Raw genomic sequence first — 20,192 nt, forward strand, 5'->3', positions numbered from 1 at the left:
GCGGCGAAAGGAGGGATGCAAGTGAGAGCGGTCATCCAGCGGGCGAAAGAGGCCAAAGTCACCGTCGGCGGCGAAGTCGTTGGTGCCATTGATGCGGGTTTTGTCGTCCTTCTTGGCATCACGCATGAAGATACAGAAGACGATGCTGCCTATTTGGCTGAGAAAATCGCTCATTTGCGCGTTTTTGAAGATGAAGACGGAAAAATGAACCGCTCCTTGCTTGACGTCGGCGGGGCAGTGTTGTCCGTGTCGCAGTTCACCCTTTACGGCGACTGCCGGAAAGGGCGGCGGCCGAACTTTATGGCGGCGGCCAAGCCCGACCATGCCTTGCCGCTGTATGAGGCGTTCAACGCCGCTTTGCGCGAAAGAGGCGTTCATGTAGAAACCGGCGTATTCGGTGCGATGATGGACGTATCGCTCACAAACGACGGGCCAGTCACCTTGATCATCGACAGCAGCGAGAAACTGGGAAACAGATGAAGTTTCCCGGTTTCTTTTTTATTTTCGGCGAAAAATGGGAAAGATGAAAACAGTGGCATAGCAGAGAAAGGAGGAGGGCGATGCGGCAGACGAGAAAAAGTGAACAGGCGCACCAGGCAAGCGATGTGCTTTCTGCCGATTTCCATGAATGGATGCGTGTGGAAGCTGACTATAGCGCCTTTGAGCTGGCTTCGGAGTTCGGCGTGACGCTGCGGGATGTGCAAATGTTGAAGCAGCAGCGCTTCCGCCCGTAAACAAAGCCGGCCGGGAATTTGTTGTGCGTTTTTACAGGCGCGCGCCGTGGTGTGTGAAAATGACAGAGGGGAATGGAAAGAAATTTAAGCATATGTGTTGACAAATGCGGACGCCCATATGATAATGAATATCGTATTAAAATTATTATAATCTAACCAGCAGTCACAGGAGGTAGATGAAGAATGTCACTCGTAGGAAAAAAAGTGCAACCATTCCGAGCACAAGCGTATCACAACGGTGACTTCGTCGAAGTGACGGAGCAAAACTTTTTAGGAAAATGGAGCATCGTCTGCTTCTATCCGGCGGACTTTACGTTCGTCTGCCCGACGGAGCTCGAAGACTTGCAAGACCACTACGCAACGTTTAAAGAACTTGGCGTGGAAGTGTACTCGGTTTCGACCGACACCCACTTTACTCATAAAGCATGGCACGATACATCGCCAGCTATCGGCAAAATCGAATACGTGATGATCGGCGACCCGTCGCATCAACTGTCGCGCATGTTTGATGTGCTCGATGAAGAACAAGGATTGGCGCAACGCGGCACGTTCATCATTGACCCAGACGGCGTCATTCAAGCGGTGGAAATCAATGCGGACGGCATCGGCCGCAACGCCAGCACGCTGATTGATAAAATTAAAGCGGCCCAATATGTGCGCAACCATCCGGGTGAAGTCTGCCCGGCGAAATGGAAAGAAGGAGCGGAAACGCTGAAGCCAAGCCTAGACCTCGTCGGCAAAATTTAAGGGGGGCTTAGGCGATGCTGCTGGATGCTGACATCAAGGCGCAACTAGCCCAGTATTTGCAATTGCTTGAAAATGATATTGTCTTGACGGTAAGCGCGGGAGACGACAACGTTTCCCGCGATATGCTTGCTTTAATCGATGAATTAACGGCGATGTCGTCGAAAATCAAAGTCGAAAAAGCGAAGCTGGAACGAACGCCAAGCTTCAGCGTCAACCGGGTCGGCGAAAACACCGGCATCACCTTCGCCGGCGTGCCGCTCGGCCATGAATTTACGTCCCTCGTTTTGGCGTTGCTTCAAGTGAGCGGGCGGCCGCCGAAAGTCAGCCAAGACGTCGTGGACCGCATTCAACAAATCAGAGGCAAACATCATTTTGAAACGTACGTCAGCTTGACCTGCCACAACTGCCCGGACGTCGTCCAAGCGCTCAACATCATGAGCGTGTTGAACCCAGACATTTCGCATACGATGATCGACGGGGCGGCGTTTAAAGAAGAAGCGGAGCAAAAAGGGATTATGGCCGTACCGACGGTGTTTTTAAACGGCAAACTGTTCGCGAGCGGCCGCATGTCGCTTGAAGATATCCTCACCAAATTAGGGAGTGCTCCGGATGCTTCTTCCTTCGCCGACAAAGAGCCGTTCGATGTGCTGGTGATCGGCGGCGGCCCTGCGGGTGCGACAGCAGCCATTTACGCAGCGCGCAAAGGCATTCGCACTGGGATTGTTGCGGAGCGCTTCGGTGGACAAATTTTAGATACGCTCGGCATTGAAAACTTTATCAGCGTCAAATATACGGAAGGACCGAAGCTTGCGGCCAGCATTGAGGAACATGTGAAGCAATACAACGTCGACATCATGAACTCGCAGCGGGCAAAACGACTCGAGAAAAAAGACTTGATTGAAGTCGAGTTGGAAAACGGCGCCGTGTTGAAAAGCAAAACGGTTGTGATCGCAACGGGCGCCCGTTGGCGCAACCTTGGCGTGCCGGGCGAGGAAGAGTTCAAAAACAAAGGGGTCGCCTATTGCCCGCATTGCGACGGCCCGCTGTTCGAAGGAAAGCACGTGGCGGTCATCGGCGGCGGGAACTCTGGAGTCGAAGCGGCGATTGACCTGGCTGGCATCGCCAGCCATGTGACGCTGCTTGAGTTCGCCCCTGAACTCAAGGCGGATGCTGTTTTGCAAGATCGTTTGTACAGCTTGCCGAACGTAACGGTGATCAAAAACGCGCAAACGACGGAAATCACCGGCACGGACAAAGTCAACGGCTTGACGTACATCGACCAGGAAACAGGGGAAGAACACCATATCGAATTGCAAGGCGTGTTCGTGCAAATCGGCCTTGTCCCGAACACCGAATGGCTTGAAGGAACAGTGGAACGGAATCGCTTCGGCGAAATCATCGTCGATAAACGCGGCGCGACGAACGTGGAAGGCGTCTTTGCCGCGGGCGACTGCACGGACAGCGCCTATAAGCAAATCATTATTTCGATGGGCTCGGGTGCAACCGCGGCGTTAAGCGCGTTTGATTATTTGATTCGCCATTAAGAGGGCCGAAGGTGAACCGCCTCTTCGATCCCATGGGGGGCGGTTCAACGAATCGGCTCTCTTTTTTATAAGGTGAGACAACTTGACAAACGGTCGAGATTGTCCGTAATATAAAATTACATCTTTCTCATACGGAACAACCGATGATGGAGAAAAGTAGTTAAGGCCCACATGGCCAGAGAGGAAGCGCCCAAGGCTGCGAGCGCTTCTCCATGATGGCTTAACGAAAGACACTCCGTAGGCTTCCCTTTGAACGCGCTTTGCGCCAGTAAAGGGGAACGTGCGCCATGCGTTAATGGCGACAAGCGGAAGCCGGATCGGCTTCAATTAGGGTGGCACCGCGGGAATCACGCTCTCGTCCCTATCGATGACAGGGACAAGGGCGTTTTATTTTGGGCAAAGGAGGATGAGCATGGCTTTTCAAATTCCAAGAGGGACGCAAGATGTGCTGCCGGGTGACTCGGAAAAATGGCAATATGTCGAGCACATTGCCCGCAGCCTCTGCAGCCGGTATGGGTATCAGGAAATTCGGACGCCGATTTTTGAACATACGGAACTTTTTTTGCGCGGCGTCGGCGATACGACCGACATCGTGCAAAAGGAGATGTACACGTTTGAAGACAAAGGGGGCCGCGCGCTGACGCTCCGTCCGGAAGGAACGGCGCCGGTTGTCAGAGCGTTTGTCGAGCATAAGCTGTACGGAAGTCCGAACCAGCCGCTGAAATTGTACTACAGCGGGCCGATGTTTCGCTACGAGCGGCCGGAAGCGGGACGGTTCCGTCAGTTCGTCCAGTTCGGCGTCGAGGCGCTCGGCAGCAGCGACCCGGCGATTGACGCCGAGGTAATGGCGTTAGCGATGCATATTTACGAAGCGCTTGGCTTAAAACAGATCCGGCTTGTCATGAACAGCTTGGGCGACCTTGACAGCCGCCGGGCGCACCGAGAGGCGCTTGTTCGCCATTTTTCAGATCGCATCCACGAGCTGTGCCCGGACTGCCAGACGCGGCTTCGTACGAATCCGCTCCGCATTCTCGACTGCAAAAAAGACCGCGATCATGAGCTGATGGCGACGGCGCCATCGATTTTAGACTATTTAAATGATGAATCGCGCGCCTATTTTGAGAAAGTGAAACAATACTTGACAGCGCTCGACATCCCGTTTGTCATTGATTCCCGGCTCGTGCGCGGGCTTGACTATTACAACCACACGACATTTGAAATTATGAGCGAGGCTGAAGGATTCGGCGCGGCGGCGACGCTGTGCGGCGGCGGGCGTTACAACGGGCTTGTCCAAGAAATCGGCGGTCCGGAGACGCCGGGCATCGGCTTTGCCTTAAGCATCGAACGGCTGTTGGCCGCCCTAGAGGCGGAGGGCGTGGAACTGCCGGTAGAGAGTGGGCTTGACTGCTATGTCGTCGCCGTCGGCGAACGGGCGAAAGACGAGGCGGTCCGCCTTGTTTATGCATTGCGCCGCTGCGGATTGAGGGTCGATCAAGATTATTTGGGCCGAAAATTGAAGGCGCAGCTGAAGGCCGCCGACCGGCTTGGGGCATCATTTGTCGCCATTATCGGCGATGAAGAACTCGAGAGACAGGAAGCGGCGGTAAAGCATATGGAGAGCGGTGAACAAACGAACGTGCCGCTCGGCGAGCTGGCGCACTTTTTGCTTGAACGGATCGGGAAGGAGGAGTGAGCGAATGGAACGCACATATTATTGTGGAGAAGTCCCGGAAACGGCTGTCGGCGAGCGTGTCGTGCTCAAAGGCTGGGTGCAAAAGCGCCGCGACTTAGGCGGGCTCATTTTCATTGACTTGCGCGACCGAACGGGCATTGTCCAAGTTGTCGCCAGCCCGGACGTGTCGGCTGAAGCGCTGGGGGCAGCGGAGCGCGTGCGGAGCGAATACGTCCTGAGCGTTGAAGGAACGGTCGTCGCCCGCGCGCCGGAGACGGTCAATCCGAACATCGCGACCGGCCGCATTGAAATTCAGGCGGAACGAATCGAGATCATCAACGAGGCAAAAACGCCGCCGTTTTCGATTTCCGATGATACGGATGCGGCGGAAGACGTGCGCTTAAAATATCGGTATTTGGATTTGCGCCGTCCAGTCATGTTTCAAACACTGGCGCTTCGCCACAAAATCACAAAGACGGTGCGCGACTTTTTGGACGGCGAACGCTTTTTGGAAGTCGAGACGCCGATGTTGACGAAAAGCACGCCGGAAGGGGCGCGCGACTATTTAGTGCCAAGCCGCGTCCATCCGGGCGAATTTTACGCCTTGCCGCAGTCGCCGCAAATTTTTAAGCAGCTGCTCATGGTCGGCGGCGTGGAACGGTATTACCAAATCGCCCGTTGCTTCCGTGACGAGGACTTGCGCGCTGACCGCCAGCCGGAGTTTACGCAAATCGACATCGAAATGTCGTTTATCGAACAAGAGGATATTATCGATTTAACCGAACGGATGATGGCTGCCGTCGTGAAAGCGGCCAAAGGGATCGACATCCCACGCCCGTTTCCGCGCATCACGTATGACGAGGCGATGAGCCGCTACGGCTCGGACAAACCAGATGTGCGCTTTGGCTTGGAACTTGTTGACGTATCGGAAATCGTCCGTGATTCAGCATTTCAAGTGTTCGCCCGCGCCGTCAAAGAAGGAGGTCAAGTGAAGGCGATCAACGCGAAAGACGCTGCGTCCCGCTATTCGCGCAAGGATATTGATGCTTTGGGCGAGTTTGTCGGCCGCTACGGGGCGAAAGGGCTCGCCTGGCTGAAAGCGGAAGGCGAAGAGCTGAAAGGACCGATCGCCAAGTTTTTCACCGATGAGGAACAGGCGGCGCTGTGTCGAGCGCTTGCTGTCGAAGACGGAGATTTGCTTTTGTTTGTCGCCGACGAAAAAGCGATCGTCGCCGCGGCGCTCGGCGCGCTGCGGCTGAAGCTTGGCAAGGAGCTCGGCTTGATTGACGAAGCGAGGCTCGCGTTTTTGTGGGTGACGGATTGGCCGCTTTTGGAGTATGACGAAGAAGAAGGGCGCTATTACGCCGCCCACCATCCGTTTACGATGCCGGTGCGCGACGACATTCCGCTGTTGGAGACAAACCCAAGCGCCGTCCGCGCGCAGGCGTACGATCTCGTCTTAAACGGTTATGAACTTGGCGGCGGCTCGCTCCGCATTTTCGAACGGGACGTGCAAGAAAAAATGTTCCGCGCCTTAGGGTTCAGTGAAGAAGAAGCGCACCGTCAGTTCGGATTCTTGCTTGAGGCGTTTGAATACGGCACTCCGCCGCACGGCGGCATTGCGCTTGGCCTTGACCGGCTGGTGATGTTGCTCGCTGGGCGCACGAACTTGCGCGATACGATCGCGTTTCCGAAAACGGCGAGCGCGAGCTGCTTGCTCACCGAAGCGCCGGGGCCGGTGAGCGCCAAGCAGCTCGAGGAGCTGCACTTGGCGGTTGTGCTTCCGGAAAAAGAATAATGGCGCTGCTGGAAAGATCAGCGGCAAGTGTTCACAAACGCTCAAAAATATGATACAATCAAAGCAACAAACCGTCCTAATGTGTTCGTCGAATCACCGATCGTTTTGACCGAACAGTTCATGATCCGGGAGCTCGGGGTTTCCAAGCGGCGTGCACGCCTCTTCGTCACGGGGGAAGCGCAAACCTTGGAACAGGGCACCCACTTATGGGAGAGCGGGTTCAAAACGAAGGCATCGACGGCACGATTGGGACTGGCGACATCAAGGGATCAACAACATTTCCCCTATGCGGATGGCCGCATAGGGGGTTTTGTTTTGCCAGCAAAATGCCGTTGCCTCTTTTGCTGTCTTGATGGTAGGATAAAAAGCGGCATAAACATCAATTTTGAAGCACACGGAGAGGAGAACGATGCTGCACCAATTTTCCCGCAATGAACTCGCGATTGGCCCTGAAGGGTTGGAACGTTTAAAAAACGCCACCGTCGCCGTCCTTGGCGTCGGCGGCGTTGGGTCGTTCGCCGTCGAGGCGCTCGCCCGTTCCGGCATTGGCCGATTGGTGCTTGTTGATCGAGATAACGTCGATATCACCAACATCAACCGGCAAATCCATGCGTTGCTCTCGACCATCGGGCGTCCGAAAGTGGAGCTCATGAAAGAGCGCATCGCCGACATCAACCCGGCGTGCGAGGTGATCGCTTTGCAAATGTTTTATACGGAAGAGACGTATGAGCAGTTTTTCGCCTATGATCTCGATTTTGTCATCGATGCGTCCGACACAATTGTGTACAAAGTGCATTTGATGAAACAATGCCTCAAGCGCGGCATTCCGATCATCTCCAGCATGGGTGCGGCGAACAAAATGGATCCGACCCGGTTCCGCATTGCCGATATTTCGAAAACACACACCGATCCGATCGCGAAAGTCATCCGCGCCAAGCTGCGCAAAGAAGGGATCCGCCGCGGCATTCCGGTCGTCTTTTCCGACGAGAAGCCGGTGAAAATCCGCGAAGATGTCCGCCAGGTCGTCGGCAATGACGCTTCGCCGATCCGCAAGGCGAAAATGCCGCCGTCTTCGAATGCTTTCGTTCCATCAGTTGCCGGGCTCATTATGGCTTCGTACGTGATTAATCGTCTATTAGAGGGAATTCCCATAAGGCGCGTTGGCGAAGATTGAACGACTCCACCTTCATTTCAAACAAAATGGGAAGGTGGAGATTCCTCTGAACATCCGGTGCATTCACCGGTTTGTTAGCGGGCGCTGTCCGTCGTTCCAGCGGTGAAAACGTGTCCCGATGCTTTGTTGGGGCACCTTCTTTTTTTATGAATGGGCGAGCGATTCGTTCGATCCGTTCGCCTCGGCGGCAAACAGCTGGGCAAGAGAGAAGCGGTCGCCTTCTTCGGAAGCGAGCTGGCGGGCGCGGGCCATAATTTTCACGAGCGCCTCATAATCTTCTTGCACGGTGGTCTGCCTCGTTTCAAGGCGTTCGAGTTTTTGAGCAAGCTGTTCGTTCCGCGCCTGCCATTCCGCCCGTTCGCGTTTCAGGCGCTCGTTGTCCTGGCGGATCGCTTCCATCTCCTCGATGCCGCGCCGCAATGTTTGCAAAAAGGAAATGCACTGCTCCAGTGTTAATGAGGCCGCCGGGAGAAAAGGCGATGACCCTTCGGCGCCATCCCGTTCTCCAGAAGGACTCCAAGCATCAACGGTATTGTCTTTTTGCCACTTTTTCATCATTTCGAGCGCTCGTTTCCGTTCTTTCCGCTGCTTTTTTGCCTGTTCGATCGCCTCAAGGTGCCGTTTGCGCACCTCAGCGTTCCAACGGAATCCGCATGCTGCCGCTGTGCGGTGCAGTTGTTTCCCAACGACTTCAAAAGCGGCAAGTTGCGTTTTTCCTTCGCGTATATATTGCAGCACCGTTTCAGCCAACAGTACATCTTCTTCATGTGACCAAGCATCCTGTCTTGTTTTCATGTTGTCCACCCCATCAAATGGTAATGTTGATATGGTCATAGTTTTTCCGTTTGATTTCCACTTTAAACTTCGCCCTTTTCATTTTTCCCATTTTCATGTATCATAGAAATAGTTTTGTATGACCGGTCAGTACAAAACAATCAGACTGATTGGTCAAAATCGTAGGATGAGGGGTGGGATGATGACGTTTTTGACTAGGTTCAGTTTGAAAAATGCGGCAGCGGTGTTTGTATGTTCGTTTTTGCTCATGTTTCTAGGACTGTATTCCTTCTCTTCCTTGAAGGTCGATTTGCTGCCGAACATTGAATTTCCCCAGTTGTCGATTGAAGCGGTCTATCCTGGGGCTTCTCCGCAGGACGTGAATGAGGAAGTCACGGCCAAGCTCGAGGAAAAACTGAAGTCCCTTGACGGGCTTAAGCAAATGCAGAGCTCTTCCTATGAAGGAATGGCCGTTATTAATCTTGAATTTCCGTTTCGGACGGATATGGAGAAAATGGAGCGGCAGGTTGAATCGCTCATTGATAAGGCAGGATTGCCTGACAATGTACAAACTGAAGTCAATCGGTTTTCATTCGATTCCATCCCGGTTTTCAACATTTCCTTGTTCGCTAAAAAGGGAACCGATCTGCAAACGTTGCTGGAAACCGAAGTGATTCCAGAATTGAATAAAATCGACGGGGTGAATTCCGTTTCGATCGGCGGAGACAGCGAGCGCTTCATCCGGATCACCGTCGACCGGAAAAAGGCCGTTCAGGCGGGATTGACCTTGTCAGAGATAAAAAAACAAATCAATGAAAAGGTGTTTGCCTTTCCGGCCGGAACGTTGAAAAGCGATGCTTGGCAAATTCCGGTTCGCGTCGAAGAAACATTGAGCACCATTCATGAGCTGCAAAACATGACGCTTGTGCCAACAGCTGTTCCGATGGCAGCGAATGGATTGCAACGCGTTGCGCCCGTCAAGCTCGGGGACATTGCGACGATTGAGGAAGTCAACGAGCAAAGCGAATTCACCCGCTATAATTTGAAGCCATCGCTGTCGATGGCCGTGACGAAAAAACAAGATGCCAATACGATTGAAGTGGCGGACCAAGTCATCAAAGTGCTGAATTCCTACAAACATCAGTTTGATTATTCCATCGGGTTTGATTCATCAGCTGGCATCAAACAATCCGTCGAATCGCTTGTCCGTGAAGGGCTGCTCGGGGCGCTGTTCGCTTCGTTGGCCGTATTGCTCTTTTTGCGCAACGTTCGGGCGACCGTGATTGCCATCATCTCGATTCCGCTCTCGCTGCTTGTATCGGCCATTTTTCTCAATCGTATGGATATTACCCTCAATGTCATGACGCTTGGCGGCATGGCCGTCGCCGTCGGCCGAGTCGTGGATGACAGCATTGTCGTGATTGAAAATATTTTCCGCCGCGTCCGCCGGGAGAAAACAAGCATGAACGATGATTTAGTCGAGCAATCAACGAAAGAAATTGTCAAAGCGATTGTGTCCTCGACCATCACAACCGTTGTCGTCTTTTTGCCTCTCGGGCTTGTTGGGGGCGTTACAGGGGAATTTTTCCTGCCTTTTGCCTTGACGATTGCGTTTGCCCTGTTGGCCTCTTTGTTGGTGGCCGTGACGGTTGTGCCGATTTTAGCGAAATTTTCGTTCCGCCGTGTGCCGCCAGAGGAAAAAGAAGGAGCGCTTCAGCGTCTGTATGGCCGAATCATTGAATGGGCGCTCAACCATAAAGCGATTGTCTTTGTGTTGTCGGTTGTGCTGTTGGTTGGTTCATTGGCGCTCGTGCCGAAACTTGGATTTACGTTTTTGCCGAACGAAGAGCAGAAAACGCTGGTGGCGAGCATTGAACTGCCGGCTTCCACATCGGTGGCCAAAACGAATGATGTGTCGTTGGAGATGGAAAAGATGTTTTTAAAACGAAGCGATGTCGAGAGCGTCACCGCCGCGGTGGGAAGCCGCGATTTCCGCACCGGTTTGAAGCGGCCCAATCAAGCCAGCTATTATATTCTATTAAAGGACAGCGCTGACACCGCGAAAACTGCGGTTGTTTTCGAAAAAGAAATGCGCCGCATCGCGAATCAGCTCGCGCCCGGGGCCAAAGTGGGCGTGCAAGAGATGTCGAGCGGAGGGCCGCCGACGAATAATAACGTGAATATTGACTTATACTCCAATGATTTGGAGGCGCTCCAAACAGCGGCCAAACAGGTCGAGACGTATTTAAAACAGCGCGATGATGTCAAAGATGTGACGAATAACTTGACGGAAAAGCAAAAACAAGTGATTGTCGCCATTGATCCGGAAAAGGCGGCCGCTTATGGCGTTTCGGGCATGCAATTGCTCGGGGCGGTGGCCGATGCGGCCAAACCGGTCGATGTGGGGACGCTGAAACTCGGCGGCAAGGATGAGCAAGTCGAACTTTCGTATGATGAAACGTTGGGATCGATCGATGAGTTGAAAGAGCTTCCGATCGTGACGAGAAACGGAGTGATTCCACTTTCAGATGTCGCCGAAGTGAAAGAGGCGGACGTGTATACGTCCATTCAAAAGCTGGACGGAAAAGTGTTTGCCCGCGTATCCGCCCAGATTGTCGGCGACAACATTCAGAAAGTAACGAATGATATTTCTAAACATGTAAATGATTTGAAGATCCCATCCGATGTCACAGTGAAAACGGGCGGCGGAAGCGATGAGACGATGCAGACGTTCCGCGAGCTCGGTGTAGCCATGGCGGCGGCCATTGGGCTTGTGTATTTGACGATGCTGATTACATTTGGCAAAGTGCGGGTGCCGCTGATCATTTTATCTTCCCTTTTGTTTGTTCCCATTGGTTCGCTGTTTGCTTTGTATGTGGCTGATGAGCCGCTTTCCATCAGCGTGATGATCGGCTTGTTGATGCTCATTGGCATCGTGACGACCAATGCGATCGTGCTGGTGGATCGAATCGGGCAAAACCGCGAACAAAAACGGATGACGGTGCGAAGCGCTATCATTGAAGCCGGCAAAACACGGCTGCGGCCGATTTTAATGACAGCCTTTGCGACTGTGACAGCGCTCATTCCGCTTGCGCTGACGAATGAGGCCGGCACGTTGATTTCGAAAGGGCTGGCCATCACTGTCATCGGCGGCCTGACGTCGTCGACGTTATTGACGCTTGTGTTCATTCCTGCGATGTATGAGGCGTTTTTCTTCCGGACGGCAAAACGCGAACCGATGGCAAAATGACAGAGCTGGATGGCCGGATAACGGGCCGTCCGGCATTTTTTTTCATGGGAAGATCGACTATAATGGACATGAAGAAGGAGCAAGGAAGGCGAAAACATTGGGACGGAAAGAGGACATCATTGAAACGGCGATGAAATTATTCGCCGAAAAAGGCTATCACGCTACTTCCATGCAGGAAATAGCCGAACGGAGCGGAGTAGCCAAAGGTTCGATTTACAATTATTTCAAATCGAAAGAAGAGTTGGCAGTATCGATTTTCCGCTACCATTATGAAGTTTTGTTTCACCGGCTTAAACAAATCGAGGCTGATCCCGCCTTAACCGCGCGCGAGCGGTTTTGCCGTCAGTTGACTGTACAAATCCAGCTGTTTGACGAACATAAAGAGCTGGTGCAAATGCAGTTGGGCGAACAAGCCGTGAAGGTGAGCCATGAGGTGCAGCATCTGGTGTTTCGCATCCGCGCCCATACGCTCCACTGGTATCGCCGGGCGATTGAAGACATATACGGCGAACAAGTGCGTCCAGTTTCGTTTGATTGTGCGACGATGCTCAACGGAATGCTGAAAGAATATCTGATTTACTTGGCGGTAGACCGAAAGCCGCTGCTTCCTGAGAAGCTTGCCACCTTCTTGCTCGATCGGCTTGATGCCATCGTTGCCAGCCTGCTTGACGGAAAGACGGGGTTGCTCGATGAAGCGATGATGGCCGATTACATTGCTGCGGCGACCCAAGAGCGGAGTCAATGGAAAGAACGGGCCATCAGCTGTTTAGAGCGCATGGCGGCGATGCGTCCGGTTGAAGACGATATTCTTCGCTCGCTGCGCTTATTGAAGGAAGAACTCGAGAAGGGGGAGACAGCTAGGCGGTTTATGGTGGAGGCGCTTCTGCTCTATTTGGCGAAATACTCGCTTCCGCTGTACAATGAGTTGAAGGAGGCCATTGAACGCTATTTTTATTAAAACCACCGATCTTCCCACGGGGAGACGCCCCATTCGCCGAAAATGAATAGGCGCCATCGGAGGATGTGTGTGAACATAGCGTCATCAATCTCAAGGAGGGGGTCGGCATGCCCAAAACGATGGAGCCGCTCGCTCTGCGGCTGCGGCCGCGGACGATCGATGAGATTGTTGGACAACAGCACATCATTGGCCCTAGTACGCCGCTTTATAAAATGGTCAAAAAAGGTTATGTTCCATCGCTTTTGCTTTACGGAGAGCCGGGGACAGGGAAGACGTCGCTCGCTTATGCCATTGCCCGCACCGCCGGGCGCGAATGGGTCGCGATCAATGCGACGGCCGCCGGCAAAAAGGAAATCGAAGAAGCAGTTGAAGCGGCGCGTTGGTCGGGCAATGTCCTCTTATTTATCGACGAAATCCATCGGCTGAATAAAGCGCAGCAAGATGTGTTATTGCCGCATCTCGAATCCGGGCTCGTGACCTTGATTGGGGCCACAACGGAAAACCCGTTTCACGAGGTCAATCCCGCCATTCGCAGCCGATGCGGGCAAATCCAACAACTGAAACCGCTCCAGCCGGATGACCTCATGATCATTCTGAAACGGGCGCTCGCCGACCCGGAACGAGGGGTCGGCGAGCCGCCGGTCGTCATTGACGAGTCGTTGTTATGGCGCATCGCCGAGGCAGCCGGCGGGGATGCGCGCGTCGCGCTTTCGCTTCTAGAGGCGGCGGTTGCGGCTGCCGATGAGCGCCACGGCCGCTTGTATATTGATGAGGAGATCGTGGCTTCATGCACGGCAAACCGCGGTTTTACCCATGACAAATGTGGCGGTCATTATTATTCGTTGTTGTCCGCGTTTCAAAAAAGCGTGCGCGGCAGCGATGCCGATGCCGCGCTTCATTATTTGGCCCGTCTGCTTGAAGGCGGAGACTTGGCGTCCGTTTGCCGGAGATTGCTTGTGATGGCTTATGAGGACATCGGACTTGCCAATCCGATGATGGGAGTGAAAGTACAGGCGGCGGTCGAAGCGGCGGAACGCCTTGGGCTGCCAGAGGCGCGCATTCCCCTCTCCGTTGTGACGATCGAACTCTGTTTAAGCCCGAAATCCAACAGCGCTTACAAGGCGCTGGACGCTGCTATTGCCGATGTCCGTTCCGGCAAGCTTGGCGATATTCCGGATCATTTAAAAGACGCCCACTACAAAGGGGCGGCTGCACTCGGGCGTGGACAAGGCTACTTGTATCCGCACGATTATCCGAACGGCTGGGTGGCGCAAGCGTATTTGCCCTCCGCTCTGGAAGGAGTCCGCTATTATGAACCGAAAGAGCATGGCGAGGAAAAACATTACGCCAAGGTGTACCGGCGGCTTGAGCAGTTGAAACAACAGGACAAGGTTCGGCCGTGAAGGGAAAGGGATTTTTATGATATAATAACATAGGCGTTTCATGCTCGCTTTGACCGAGCTGACCGGATGGAACGTGGTGTACATTCGCATCGGGATCGAAGCGTTCGTGCTGTTGGCCGGCTGGTTGCTCGGCGGCCCGGTGTTGTTTGGCACGTTCCTTTTTTGTGTGACGATCGGTTCGATTGCCGGCTTGGCGCTCGCAATGCCAGAAGGTCGTGAGCCGCCTGCTTGGACCGGTCGTCGGCACTCGGACGCAAGGGTTAAGCCGTTAGGAGGGATATGAATGAAGATTTCGACGAAAGGCCGATATGGCTTGACGATTATGATCGAATTGGCCAAAAAATATGGCGATCGTCCGATCTCGCTTCGTTCGATCGCCAAGGCGAACAATTTATCCGAACATTATTTAGAGCAGCTCGTCACGCCATTGCGCAACGCCGGGCTCGTCAAAAGCATTCGCGGAGCGTATGGCGGCTATGTGCTCGCTGAACATCCGGCGAAAATCACCGCCGGCGACATTTTGCGCGTGTTGGAGGGGCCGCTGACCCCGGTCGAGGAGCTCGAGGAGGAAGAGCCGGCGAAGCGCGAGCTATGGATTCGCATCCGCGATGCGGTCGAGGAAGTGCTCGACAGCACAACGCTCGAAGATTTGGCGAAGTATAGCGACGGGGATGAAGGGGCATATATGTTTTATATTTAAGCAACAGAAAGGAAAGGAGAATGGTCGTTGGAACGGATTTATTTGGACCATGCGGCAACTTCCCCGGTCCATCCAGACGTGGCCGCCGGTATGGTCCAGTGGATGACGGAACAGTTCGGCAACCCGTCAAGCATCCATCATTTTGGACGGCAGAGCCGCCGCGCGGTCGATGAAGCGAGGGCTGTTGTCGCCCGCTCGATTGGGGCGAAAGAGACGGAGATTGTGTTTACAAGCGGCGGCACGGAAGCGGATAACTTTGCGGTCATCGGAACGGCCATAGCGAACCGCAGCCGCGGCAATCATATCATTACAACCGCCATCGAGCATCATGCGGTGCTGCGCGCTTGTGAATATTTAGAGACGCAAGGGTTTGAGGTTACGTATTTGCCTGTTGACGAACAAGGGACGGTATCGGTCGAGGATGTCAAGTCCGCGCTGCGCGATGAGACCGTTTTGGTGTCGGTCATGTTTGCCAACAACGAAGTCGGCACGATCCAGCCGATTCGCGAAATCGGGGCGTTGCTTCGCGATCATCCGGCTTATTTTCATACGGACGCCGTCCAGGCGTACGGGCTTCTTCCTGTCGATGTGAATGAATACGGGATCGATTTGCTGTCGATTTCCGCTCATAAAATCAACGGCCCGAAAGGAAGCGGGGCTTTGTATGTCCGGGAAACGGTCCGCATCACTCCGCTCCTTTTCGGCGGCGAACAAGAACGGAAGCGGCGCGCCGGCACGGAAAACGTCCCCGGCATCATCGGCTTGGCGCAGGCGGCGGAAATCGCTGAGCGAACAAGGGAAGAGAAACGCCGGCAATATGCGGCGTGGCGCGAAGCGATGCTTGCGATTTTCCGCTCCTCAGGGATCGACTATGCGGTCAACGGCCGCCCGGATGGCCTGCCGCATATTTTGAATGTCGCCTTCCCGGGAACGAATGTCGAATCGCTGCTTGTGAACTTGGATTTAGCCGGCATCGCCGCCTCGAGCGGGTCAGCATGCACCGCCGGGTCAATCGACCCGTCGCACGTGCTTGTCGCGATGTGCGGAAAAGAGTCGGAGCGCATCCGTTCGTCTGTGCGCTTCAGCTTCGGGCTCGGCAATACGATGGAACAAATCGAGCGGGCGGCCGAGGAAACAGTGAAGATCATAAAGCGGCTCACAAACCGCTAAAGGGGGGAAGCAGCATGAACAAAGCGCCGCACGAAACGCGCGTGGTCGTCGGCATGTCCGGCGGGGTCGACTCGTCGGTCGCTGCGCTGTTATTGAAAGAACAAGGATATGATGTGATCGGCATTTTTATGAAAAACTGGGATGACACCGATGAAAACGGCGTTTGCACGGCGACTGAGGACTACGAAGACGTCGTGCGCGTCTGCAACCAAATCGGCATCCCGTATTATGCGGTGAATTTTGAAAAACAGTATTGGGACAAAGTGTTTACGTACTTTTTGGACGAGTACAAAGCCGGGCGCACGCCGAACCCGGATGTGATGTGCAATAAAGAAATCAAGTTTAAGGCGTTTTTAGAGCACGCCATGTCGATCGGCGCCGATTATATCGCAACCGGCCATTACGCCCGCGTCGAGTTTCGCAATGGCGAATATAAAATGCTGCGCGGAGCCGACCGGAACAAAGATCAAACGTACTTTTTAAACCAACTCGGCCAAGCCCAGCTGTCGAAAGTGATGTTTCCGATCGGTCATTTGCACAAAGCCGATGTGCGTCGGATTGCGAAAGAAGCCGGGCTCGCCACCGCTGAAAAAAAAGACAGCACCGGCATTTGCTTTATCGGCGAGCGCGATTTCAAAGAATTTTTAAGCCACTATTTGCCGGCCCAGCCGGGAGTGATGAAAACGCTCGATGGCGAAGTGAAAGGTCGGCATGACGGCGTCATGTATTATACGATCGGCCAACGCCACGGCCTAGGCATCGGCGGCAGCGGCGAACCGTGGTTTGTCGTCGGCAAAGACGTGCGCGAAAACGTGTTGTATGTCGCCCAAGGGTTTGAAAACGAATATTTGTATTCCACCTCGCTAAAAGCGGTCGATGTCAACTGGGTGTCTGACCGCAAGCCGGAAGCGCCGTTCCGTTGCACGGCTAAATTTCGCTACCGCCAGCCGGATATCGGCGTGACCGTTCACCCGCTTGCGGACGGCGGGGTGGAAGTCGTGTTTGATGAACCGGCGCGGGCGGTGACGCCGGGGCAGGCGGTCGTTTTTTACAACGGCGAAGAGTGCCTTGGCGGCGGCACGATCGACGAAGTGTTCCGCAACGGCGAAAAGCTTTGGTATGTTGGCTGACGGATGTGCCGGTGCGCACGGTCTTCAATCAGGCTTTAGGCTGGGGCCGTTGCTTGAAAATCACGTTGAATCAGGGGGGGATGGGCGGTGGCCAATTTCAACGAACAAGGCTTGGCGTATATGCGCGAAGGGAAGTATGAGGAAGCCATCCGCTGTTTTTCCGCTGCGGTCGAACAGCATCCGGACGATCCGGCCGGGTACATTAACATCGGCACAGTTCTTGTTGCTGCCGGTGAAGAAGAGAAGGCGCTTGACTGTTTCCGACAGGCATTGGAAGTTGACAAGAAGGCGGCGGCCGCGTATTACGGCATGGGTGCAGTGCATTATAAGCGTGAGCAGTTCGCGAAAGCGAAAGATATGTTTGAGCGCGCGCTTGGGCTTGGTCTTGACGATGCGGATACGCATTTTATGCTCGGCATGTCCTTATGGCGGCTCGAGATGCCGCGGCTGGCGCTGCCGTATTTGCAGCGAGCGGCCGAGCTGAACGAGACGGACGCCGAAGCGCTGTTTCAGCTTGGCCTTTGCCTTGCCACGCTCGATTATGTCGATGAGGCGAAGCGTTATTTCGAAAAAACGTTGGAACTCGATCCGCGCCACGCTGATGCGTACTACAATTTAGGCGTCATTTATGCGTACAAAGATGAGCCCGATGCCGCCCGCAATATGTTTGCCGCTGCCTTGGAAGCCAAGCCCGATCACGTGCTTGCCGGATACGGAAAGAAACTGATGGAAAAGCGGCTTGCGCCGTAAAAAGGCAGGGGGATGGCTGTTGCAAGAGCAACAAATCCTCGCCCTTGACGGACGCACGTTCATTAAAGGAGTGTGCTTGGCGGTCATTTTTCATAATGAGGAAACATTGTACACGGTCGTCCGCGTGCGCATTGAGGAAACGAACGAAGCGCCCGTTGAGGAGGAAGTCGTCGTCACAGGCTATTTTCCGCGTTTAAACGAAGGGGACGTCTACATCTTTTACGGACAATTCCGCCAACATCCGCGTTTTGGCCGCCAATATGCGGCCGAACAATTCCGCAAACAGCTTCCGAACACGAAAGAAGGAGTCATTCATTATTTATCGAGCGGTTTGTTTAAAGGAATCGGCAAAAAAACGGCTGCGGCGATTGTCGAGACGCTCGGCGAAAACGCGATCGCCGTGATTTTGCGCGACCCCAAGGCGCTAGAGCGTGTGCCGAAGCTGACGAAAAAAAAGGCGAAGCAGCTGTACGATGCGCTTCGCGCCCACGAAGGGCTTGAGCAAACGATGATCGCCCTCGCCCAGCTCGGTTTTGGCCCGCAGCTGGCCATGAAAATTTACCAAGCGTATGGCGAAGAAGCGATTGACATCATCCACGAGAACCCGTACCAGCTCGTTGAAGATATCGAAGGGATCGGCTTCGGCCGCGCTGATGAAATCGGGCGACAGCTCGGCATTTCCGGCAGCCATCCGGCCCGGCTGCGCGCCGCCTCGTTGTTTGTCCTTGAACAGTCGTGCTTGCAGGAAGGGCACGTTTATTTGCGCGGGGAAGAGCTGATGGCGCGCATTGGGGAGCTGCTTGACGGAAGGCCGAGCGGTGCGGTGGATGGACAAGCGATCGGCCAGACGCTTCTGATGTTAAGCGAGGAAGGGAAGCTGATCGCCGAGCAAGGGCGTTATTATCTTCCTTCCCTTTACTTCGCCGAGAAAGGGATCGTCTCCAACATTAAGCGGCTGCTCGGGCAGACGCCGCCGTCGGCGTTTGCCGAGTCGGAGTTTTTGCTGGCGCTTGGGGCGCTTGAGGAACGGCTTGGCATGCAATATGCCCCCCAGCAAAGGGAAGCGATCCAACAAGCGCTTTCTTCGCCGCTGTTTATTTTGACCGGCGGTCCGGGAACGGGGAAAACGACGGTCATCAAAGGCATCGTCGAGCTGTTTGCCGCCCTAAACGGCCTGTCTCTTGACCCGGCTGACTACAAACAAGGCGAGCCGTTTCCGGTGCTGCTGGCCGCACCGACCGGCCGGGCGGCGAAGCGGATGAGCGAGGCGACCGGGCTACCGGCGGCGACGATCCACCGCTTGCTCGGCTGGAATGGGGCGGAAGGGTTCGGCCGCGACGAGAACGAACCGATTTCCGGCAAGCTGCTTGTCATCGATGAGATGTCGATGGTCGACACGTGGCTCGCCAACCAGTTGTTGAAAGCCGTGCCAAACGGCATGCAAGTCATTTTCGTCGGCGATGAGGATCAATTGCCATCCGTCGGGCCAGGGCAAGTGCTGAAAGACTTGCTCCGCTCAGGCGTCATTCCGTTCGCTCGGTTGACCGAGGTGTATCGCCAGGCGGAAGGATCATCGATCATCGAGCTTGCTCATGAGATGAAGCGCGGCGTCGTGCCGGACGATTTGACCGCTCCGAAGGCAGACCGTTCCTTCATCCGCTGCCGTGCGGGCCAGGTCGTCGATGTCGTGCGGCAAATCGCTGACAACGCGCGAAAAAAAGGGTTTTCCGTCAAAGATATTCAGGTGCTCGCCCCGATGTACCGTGGCCCAGCGGGCATCGACCAATTGAACAAAGCGCTTCAAGAGCTGTTCAACCCGCCGGCTGAAGGGAAGCGGGAGCTGTCGGTCGGCGAGGTCGTCTACCGCGTCGGCGATAAGGTGCTTCAGCTTGTCAATCAGCCGGAAGATCATGTCTTTAATGGCGACATTGGCGAAGTCGTCGCCATTTTTTACGCCAAAGAAAATACGGAAAAGCAAGACTTGCTCGTCGTCTCGTTTGATGGCATTGAAGTGACGTACACACGGCAAGATTTAGGACAAATCACCCATGCGTACTGCTGTTCGGTTCATAAGGCGCAAGGAAGCGAGTTTCCGATCGTCATTTTGCCCGTCGTCAAAAGCTATTACCGCATGTTGAAACGGAATTTGTTGTATACTGCGGTGACAAGAAGCAAGCAGTTTCTCGTTTTATGTGGGGAAGAGGAGGCGTTTCGATTCGGCGTCGCAAAACAAAGCGACGGAGCGCGCCAGACGGCGCTCGCTGAGAAGCTGGCGGGGGCGGCGGCGCCGTTTGTCGAGGTCGAACTGCCGCTTGAAGAGGCGAACATGGGGATGGAAAACGTTACGCCGTATGACTTTATGGGCGATGAGCCAAGCTAAAGGTGGCT

The 20,192-nt window shown here is 54.4% G+C and carries 17 protein-coding genes, 1 other RNA gene and 1 other annotated feature; of the genes, 17 read left to right on the forward strand and 1 reads right to left on the reverse strand.

All coding sequences use genetic code 11. The annotated features are described in order from the left end of the window. The first annotated feature begins 21 nt into the window (after positions 1-21). The 8 genes from dtd to LG52_RS02530 all read left to right on the forward strand — a co-directional run bounded on the left by dtd (position 22) and on the right by LG52_RS02530 (position 7,669). On the forward strand, positions 22-480 hold the full coding sequence (gene dtd, locus LG52_RS02495) for a D-aminoacyl-tRNA deacylase (protein WP_011232054.1): 459 nt from the start codon (positions 22-24) through the stop codon (positions 478-480). A gap of 80 nt (positions 481-560) precedes the next feature. After that, on the forward strand, positions 561-734 hold the full coding sequence (locus LG52_RS20050; protein WP_042380609.1) for a hypothetical protein: 174 nt from the start codon (positions 561-563) through the stop codon (positions 732-734). A gap of 183 nt (positions 735-917) precedes the next feature. Continuing rightward, entirely contained in the window at positions 918-1,481 is a 564-nt protein-coding gene (gene ahpC / locus LG52_RS02505; RefSeq protein WP_044730728.1) for an alkyl hydroperoxide reductase subunit C, read from the forward strand. Positions 1,482-1,495: 14 nt separating this feature from the next. Continuing rightward, entirely contained in the window at positions 1,496-3,025 is a 1,530-nt protein-coding gene (ahpF, locus tag LG52_RS02510; RefSeq protein ID WP_044730729.1) for an alkyl hydroperoxide reductase subunit F, read from the forward strand. Between the two features lie 134 nt (positions 3,026-3,159). Next, positions 3,160-3,391, forward strand: a binding site (T-box leader). Between the two features lie 46 nt (positions 3,392-3,437). Beyond that, complete coding sequence (hisS, locus tag LG52_RS02515; protein ID WP_044730730.1) at positions 3,438-4,718, forward strand: histidine--tRNA ligase; 1,281 nt, start codon at positions 3,438-3,440, stop codon at positions 4,716-4,718. 4 nt (positions 4,719-4,722) lie between these two features. Further along, entirely contained in the window at positions 4,723-6,495 is a 1,773-nt protein-coding gene (gene aspS, locus LG52_RS02520) for an aspartate--tRNA ligase (RefSeq protein WP_044730731.1), read from the forward strand. A gap of 70 nt (positions 6,496-6,565) precedes the next feature. After that, positions 6,566-6,752: non-coding RNA, 6S RNA (gene ssrS, locus LG52_RS18625), on the forward strand. A 152-nt stretch (positions 6,753-6,904) separates the two neighbouring features. Then, on the forward strand, positions 6,905-7,669 hold the full coding sequence (locus tag LG52_RS02530; protein ID WP_044730733.1) for a tRNA threonylcarbamoyladenosine dehydratase: 765 nt from the start codon (positions 6,905-6,907) through the stop codon (positions 7,667-7,669). Between the two features lie 144 nt (positions 7,670-7,813). On the opposite strand, the gene LG52_RS02535 is transcribed toward LG52_RS02530, so the two are convergent. Further along, positions 7,814-8,464, reverse strand: coding sequence for an RsfA family transcriptional regulator (locus LG52_RS02535; RefSeq protein ID WP_044730734.1), 651 nt, complete (start codon positions 8,462-8,464; stop codon positions 7,814-7,816). 181 nt (positions 8,465-8,645) lie between these two features. Between LG52_RS02535 and LG52_RS02540 the strand changes: the two genes are divergently transcribed. The 9 genes from LG52_RS02540 (at position 8,646) to LG52_RS02580 (ending at position 20,184) form a co-directional block, all read left to right on the forward strand. Then, entirely contained in the window at positions 8,646-11,693 is a 3,048-nt protein-coding gene (locus LG52_RS02540; protein ID WP_044730735.1) for an efflux RND transporter permease subunit, read from the forward strand. 97 nt (positions 11,694-11,790) lie between these two features. Further along, positions 11,791-12,651 carry a TetR/AcrR family transcriptional regulator gene (locus LG52_RS02545; RefSeq protein WP_044730736.1) on the forward strand — a complete coding sequence of 287 codons (861 nt, stop codon included), beginning with the start codon at positions 11,791-11,793 and terminating at the stop codon, positions 12,649-12,651. 107 nt (positions 12,652-12,758) lie between these two features. Beyond that, entirely contained in the window at positions 12,759-14,054 is a 1,296-nt protein-coding gene (locus LG52_RS02550; RefSeq protein WP_044730737.1) for a replication-associated recombination protein A, read from the forward strand. A gap of 40 nt (positions 14,055-14,094) precedes the next feature. Further along, positions 14,095-14,337 (forward strand): hypothetical protein, encoded by a 243-nt coding sequence (locus LG52_RS20055; protein ID WP_044730738.1) that lies wholly within the window; start codon positions 14,095-14,097, stop codon positions 14,335-14,337. Continuing rightward, entirely contained in the window at positions 14,338-14,754 is a 417-nt protein-coding gene (gene cymR, locus LG52_RS02560; protein ID WP_011232042.1) for a cysteine metabolism transcriptional regulator CymR, read from the forward strand. A gap of 27 nt (positions 14,755-14,781) precedes the next feature. Continuing rightward, positions 14,782-15,924: a cysteine desulfurase family protein gene (locus tag LG52_RS02565; RefSeq protein WP_044730739.1), complete on the forward strand. Its 1,143-nt coding sequence runs from the start codon at positions 14,782-14,784 to the stop codon at positions 15,922-15,924. Positions 15,925-15,938: 14 nt separating this feature from the next. Then, the gene (mnmA, locus tag LG52_RS02570) at positions 15,939-17,054 is read left to right on the forward strand and encodes a tRNA 2-thiouridine(34) synthase MnmA (protein ID WP_044730740.1); all 1,116 of its coding nucleotides are present in this window, start codon (positions 15,939-15,941) and stop codon (positions 17,052-17,054) included. 87 nt (positions 17,055-17,141) lie between these two features. Next, positions 17,142-17,804 (forward strand): tetratricopeptide repeat protein, encoded by a 663-nt coding sequence (locus tag LG52_RS02575; protein WP_075261671.1) that lies wholly within the window; start codon positions 17,142-17,144, stop codon positions 17,802-17,804. Positions 17,805-17,823: 19 nt separating this feature from the next. After that, complete coding sequence (locus tag LG52_RS02580) at positions 17,824-20,184, forward strand: ATP-dependent RecD-like DNA helicase (RefSeq protein ID WP_044733058.1); 2,361 nt, start codon at positions 17,824-17,826, stop codon at positions 20,182-20,184. Positions 20,185-20,192: the final 8 nt, after the last annotated feature.

The organism is Geobacillus kaustophilus (genome assembly GCF_000948285.1).
GTDB classification, from domain to species: Bacteria; Bacillota; Bacilli; order Bacillales; family Anoxybacillaceae; genus Geobacillus; species Geobacillus thermoleovorans_A.

What these genes read in the sequence shown, in the direction of transcription:
- LG52_RS20050 (WP_042380609.1), top strand. Translation starts at nt 561, where the DNA reads ATGCGGCAGACGAGAAAAAGTGAACAGGCGCACCAGGCAAGCGATGTG.
- ahpC (WP_044730728.1), top strand. Translation starts at nt 918, where the DNA reads ATGTCACTCGTAGGAAAAAAAGTGCAACCATTCCGAGCACAAGCGTAT.
- ahpF (WP_044730729.1), top strand. Translation starts at nt 1,496, where the DNA reads ATGCTGCTGGATGCTGACATCAAGGCGCAACTAGCCCAGTATTTGCAA.
- hisS (WP_044730730.1), top strand. Translation starts at nt 3,438, where the DNA reads ATGGCTTTTCAAATTCCAAGAGGGACGCAAGATGTGCTGCCGGGTGAC.
- aspS (WP_044730731.1), top strand. Translation starts at nt 4,723, where the DNA reads ATGGAACGCACATATTATTGTGGAGAAGTCCCGGAAACGGCTGTCGGC.
- LG52_RS02530 (WP_044730733.1), top strand. Translation starts at nt 6,905, where the DNA reads ATGCTGCACCAATTTTCCCGCAATGAACTCGCGATTGGCCCTGAAGGG.
- LG52_RS02535 (WP_044730734.1), bottom strand. Translation starts at nt 8,464, where the DNA reads ATGAAAACAAGACAGGATGCTTGGTCACATGAAGAAGATGTACTGTTG.
- LG52_RS02540 (WP_044730735.1), top strand. Translation starts at nt 8,646, where the DNA reads ATGACGTTTTTGACTAGGTTCAGTTTGAAAAATGCGGCAGCGGTGTTT.
- LG52_RS02550 (WP_044730737.1), top strand. Translation starts at nt 12,759, where the DNA reads ATGCCCAAAACGATGGAGCCGCTCGCTCTGCGGCTGCGGCCGCGGACG.
- LG52_RS20055 (WP_044730738.1), top strand. Translation starts at nt 14,095, where the DNA reads ATGCTCGCTTTGACCGAGCTGACCGGATGGAACGTGGTGTACATTCGC.
- cymR (WP_011232042.1), top strand. Translation starts at nt 14,338, where the DNA reads ATGAAGATTTCGACGAAAGGCCGATATGGCTTGACGATTATGATCGAA.
- mnmA (WP_044730740.1), top strand. Translation starts at nt 15,939, where the DNA reads ATGAACAAAGCGCCGCACGAAACGCGCGTGGTCGTCGGCATGTCCGGC.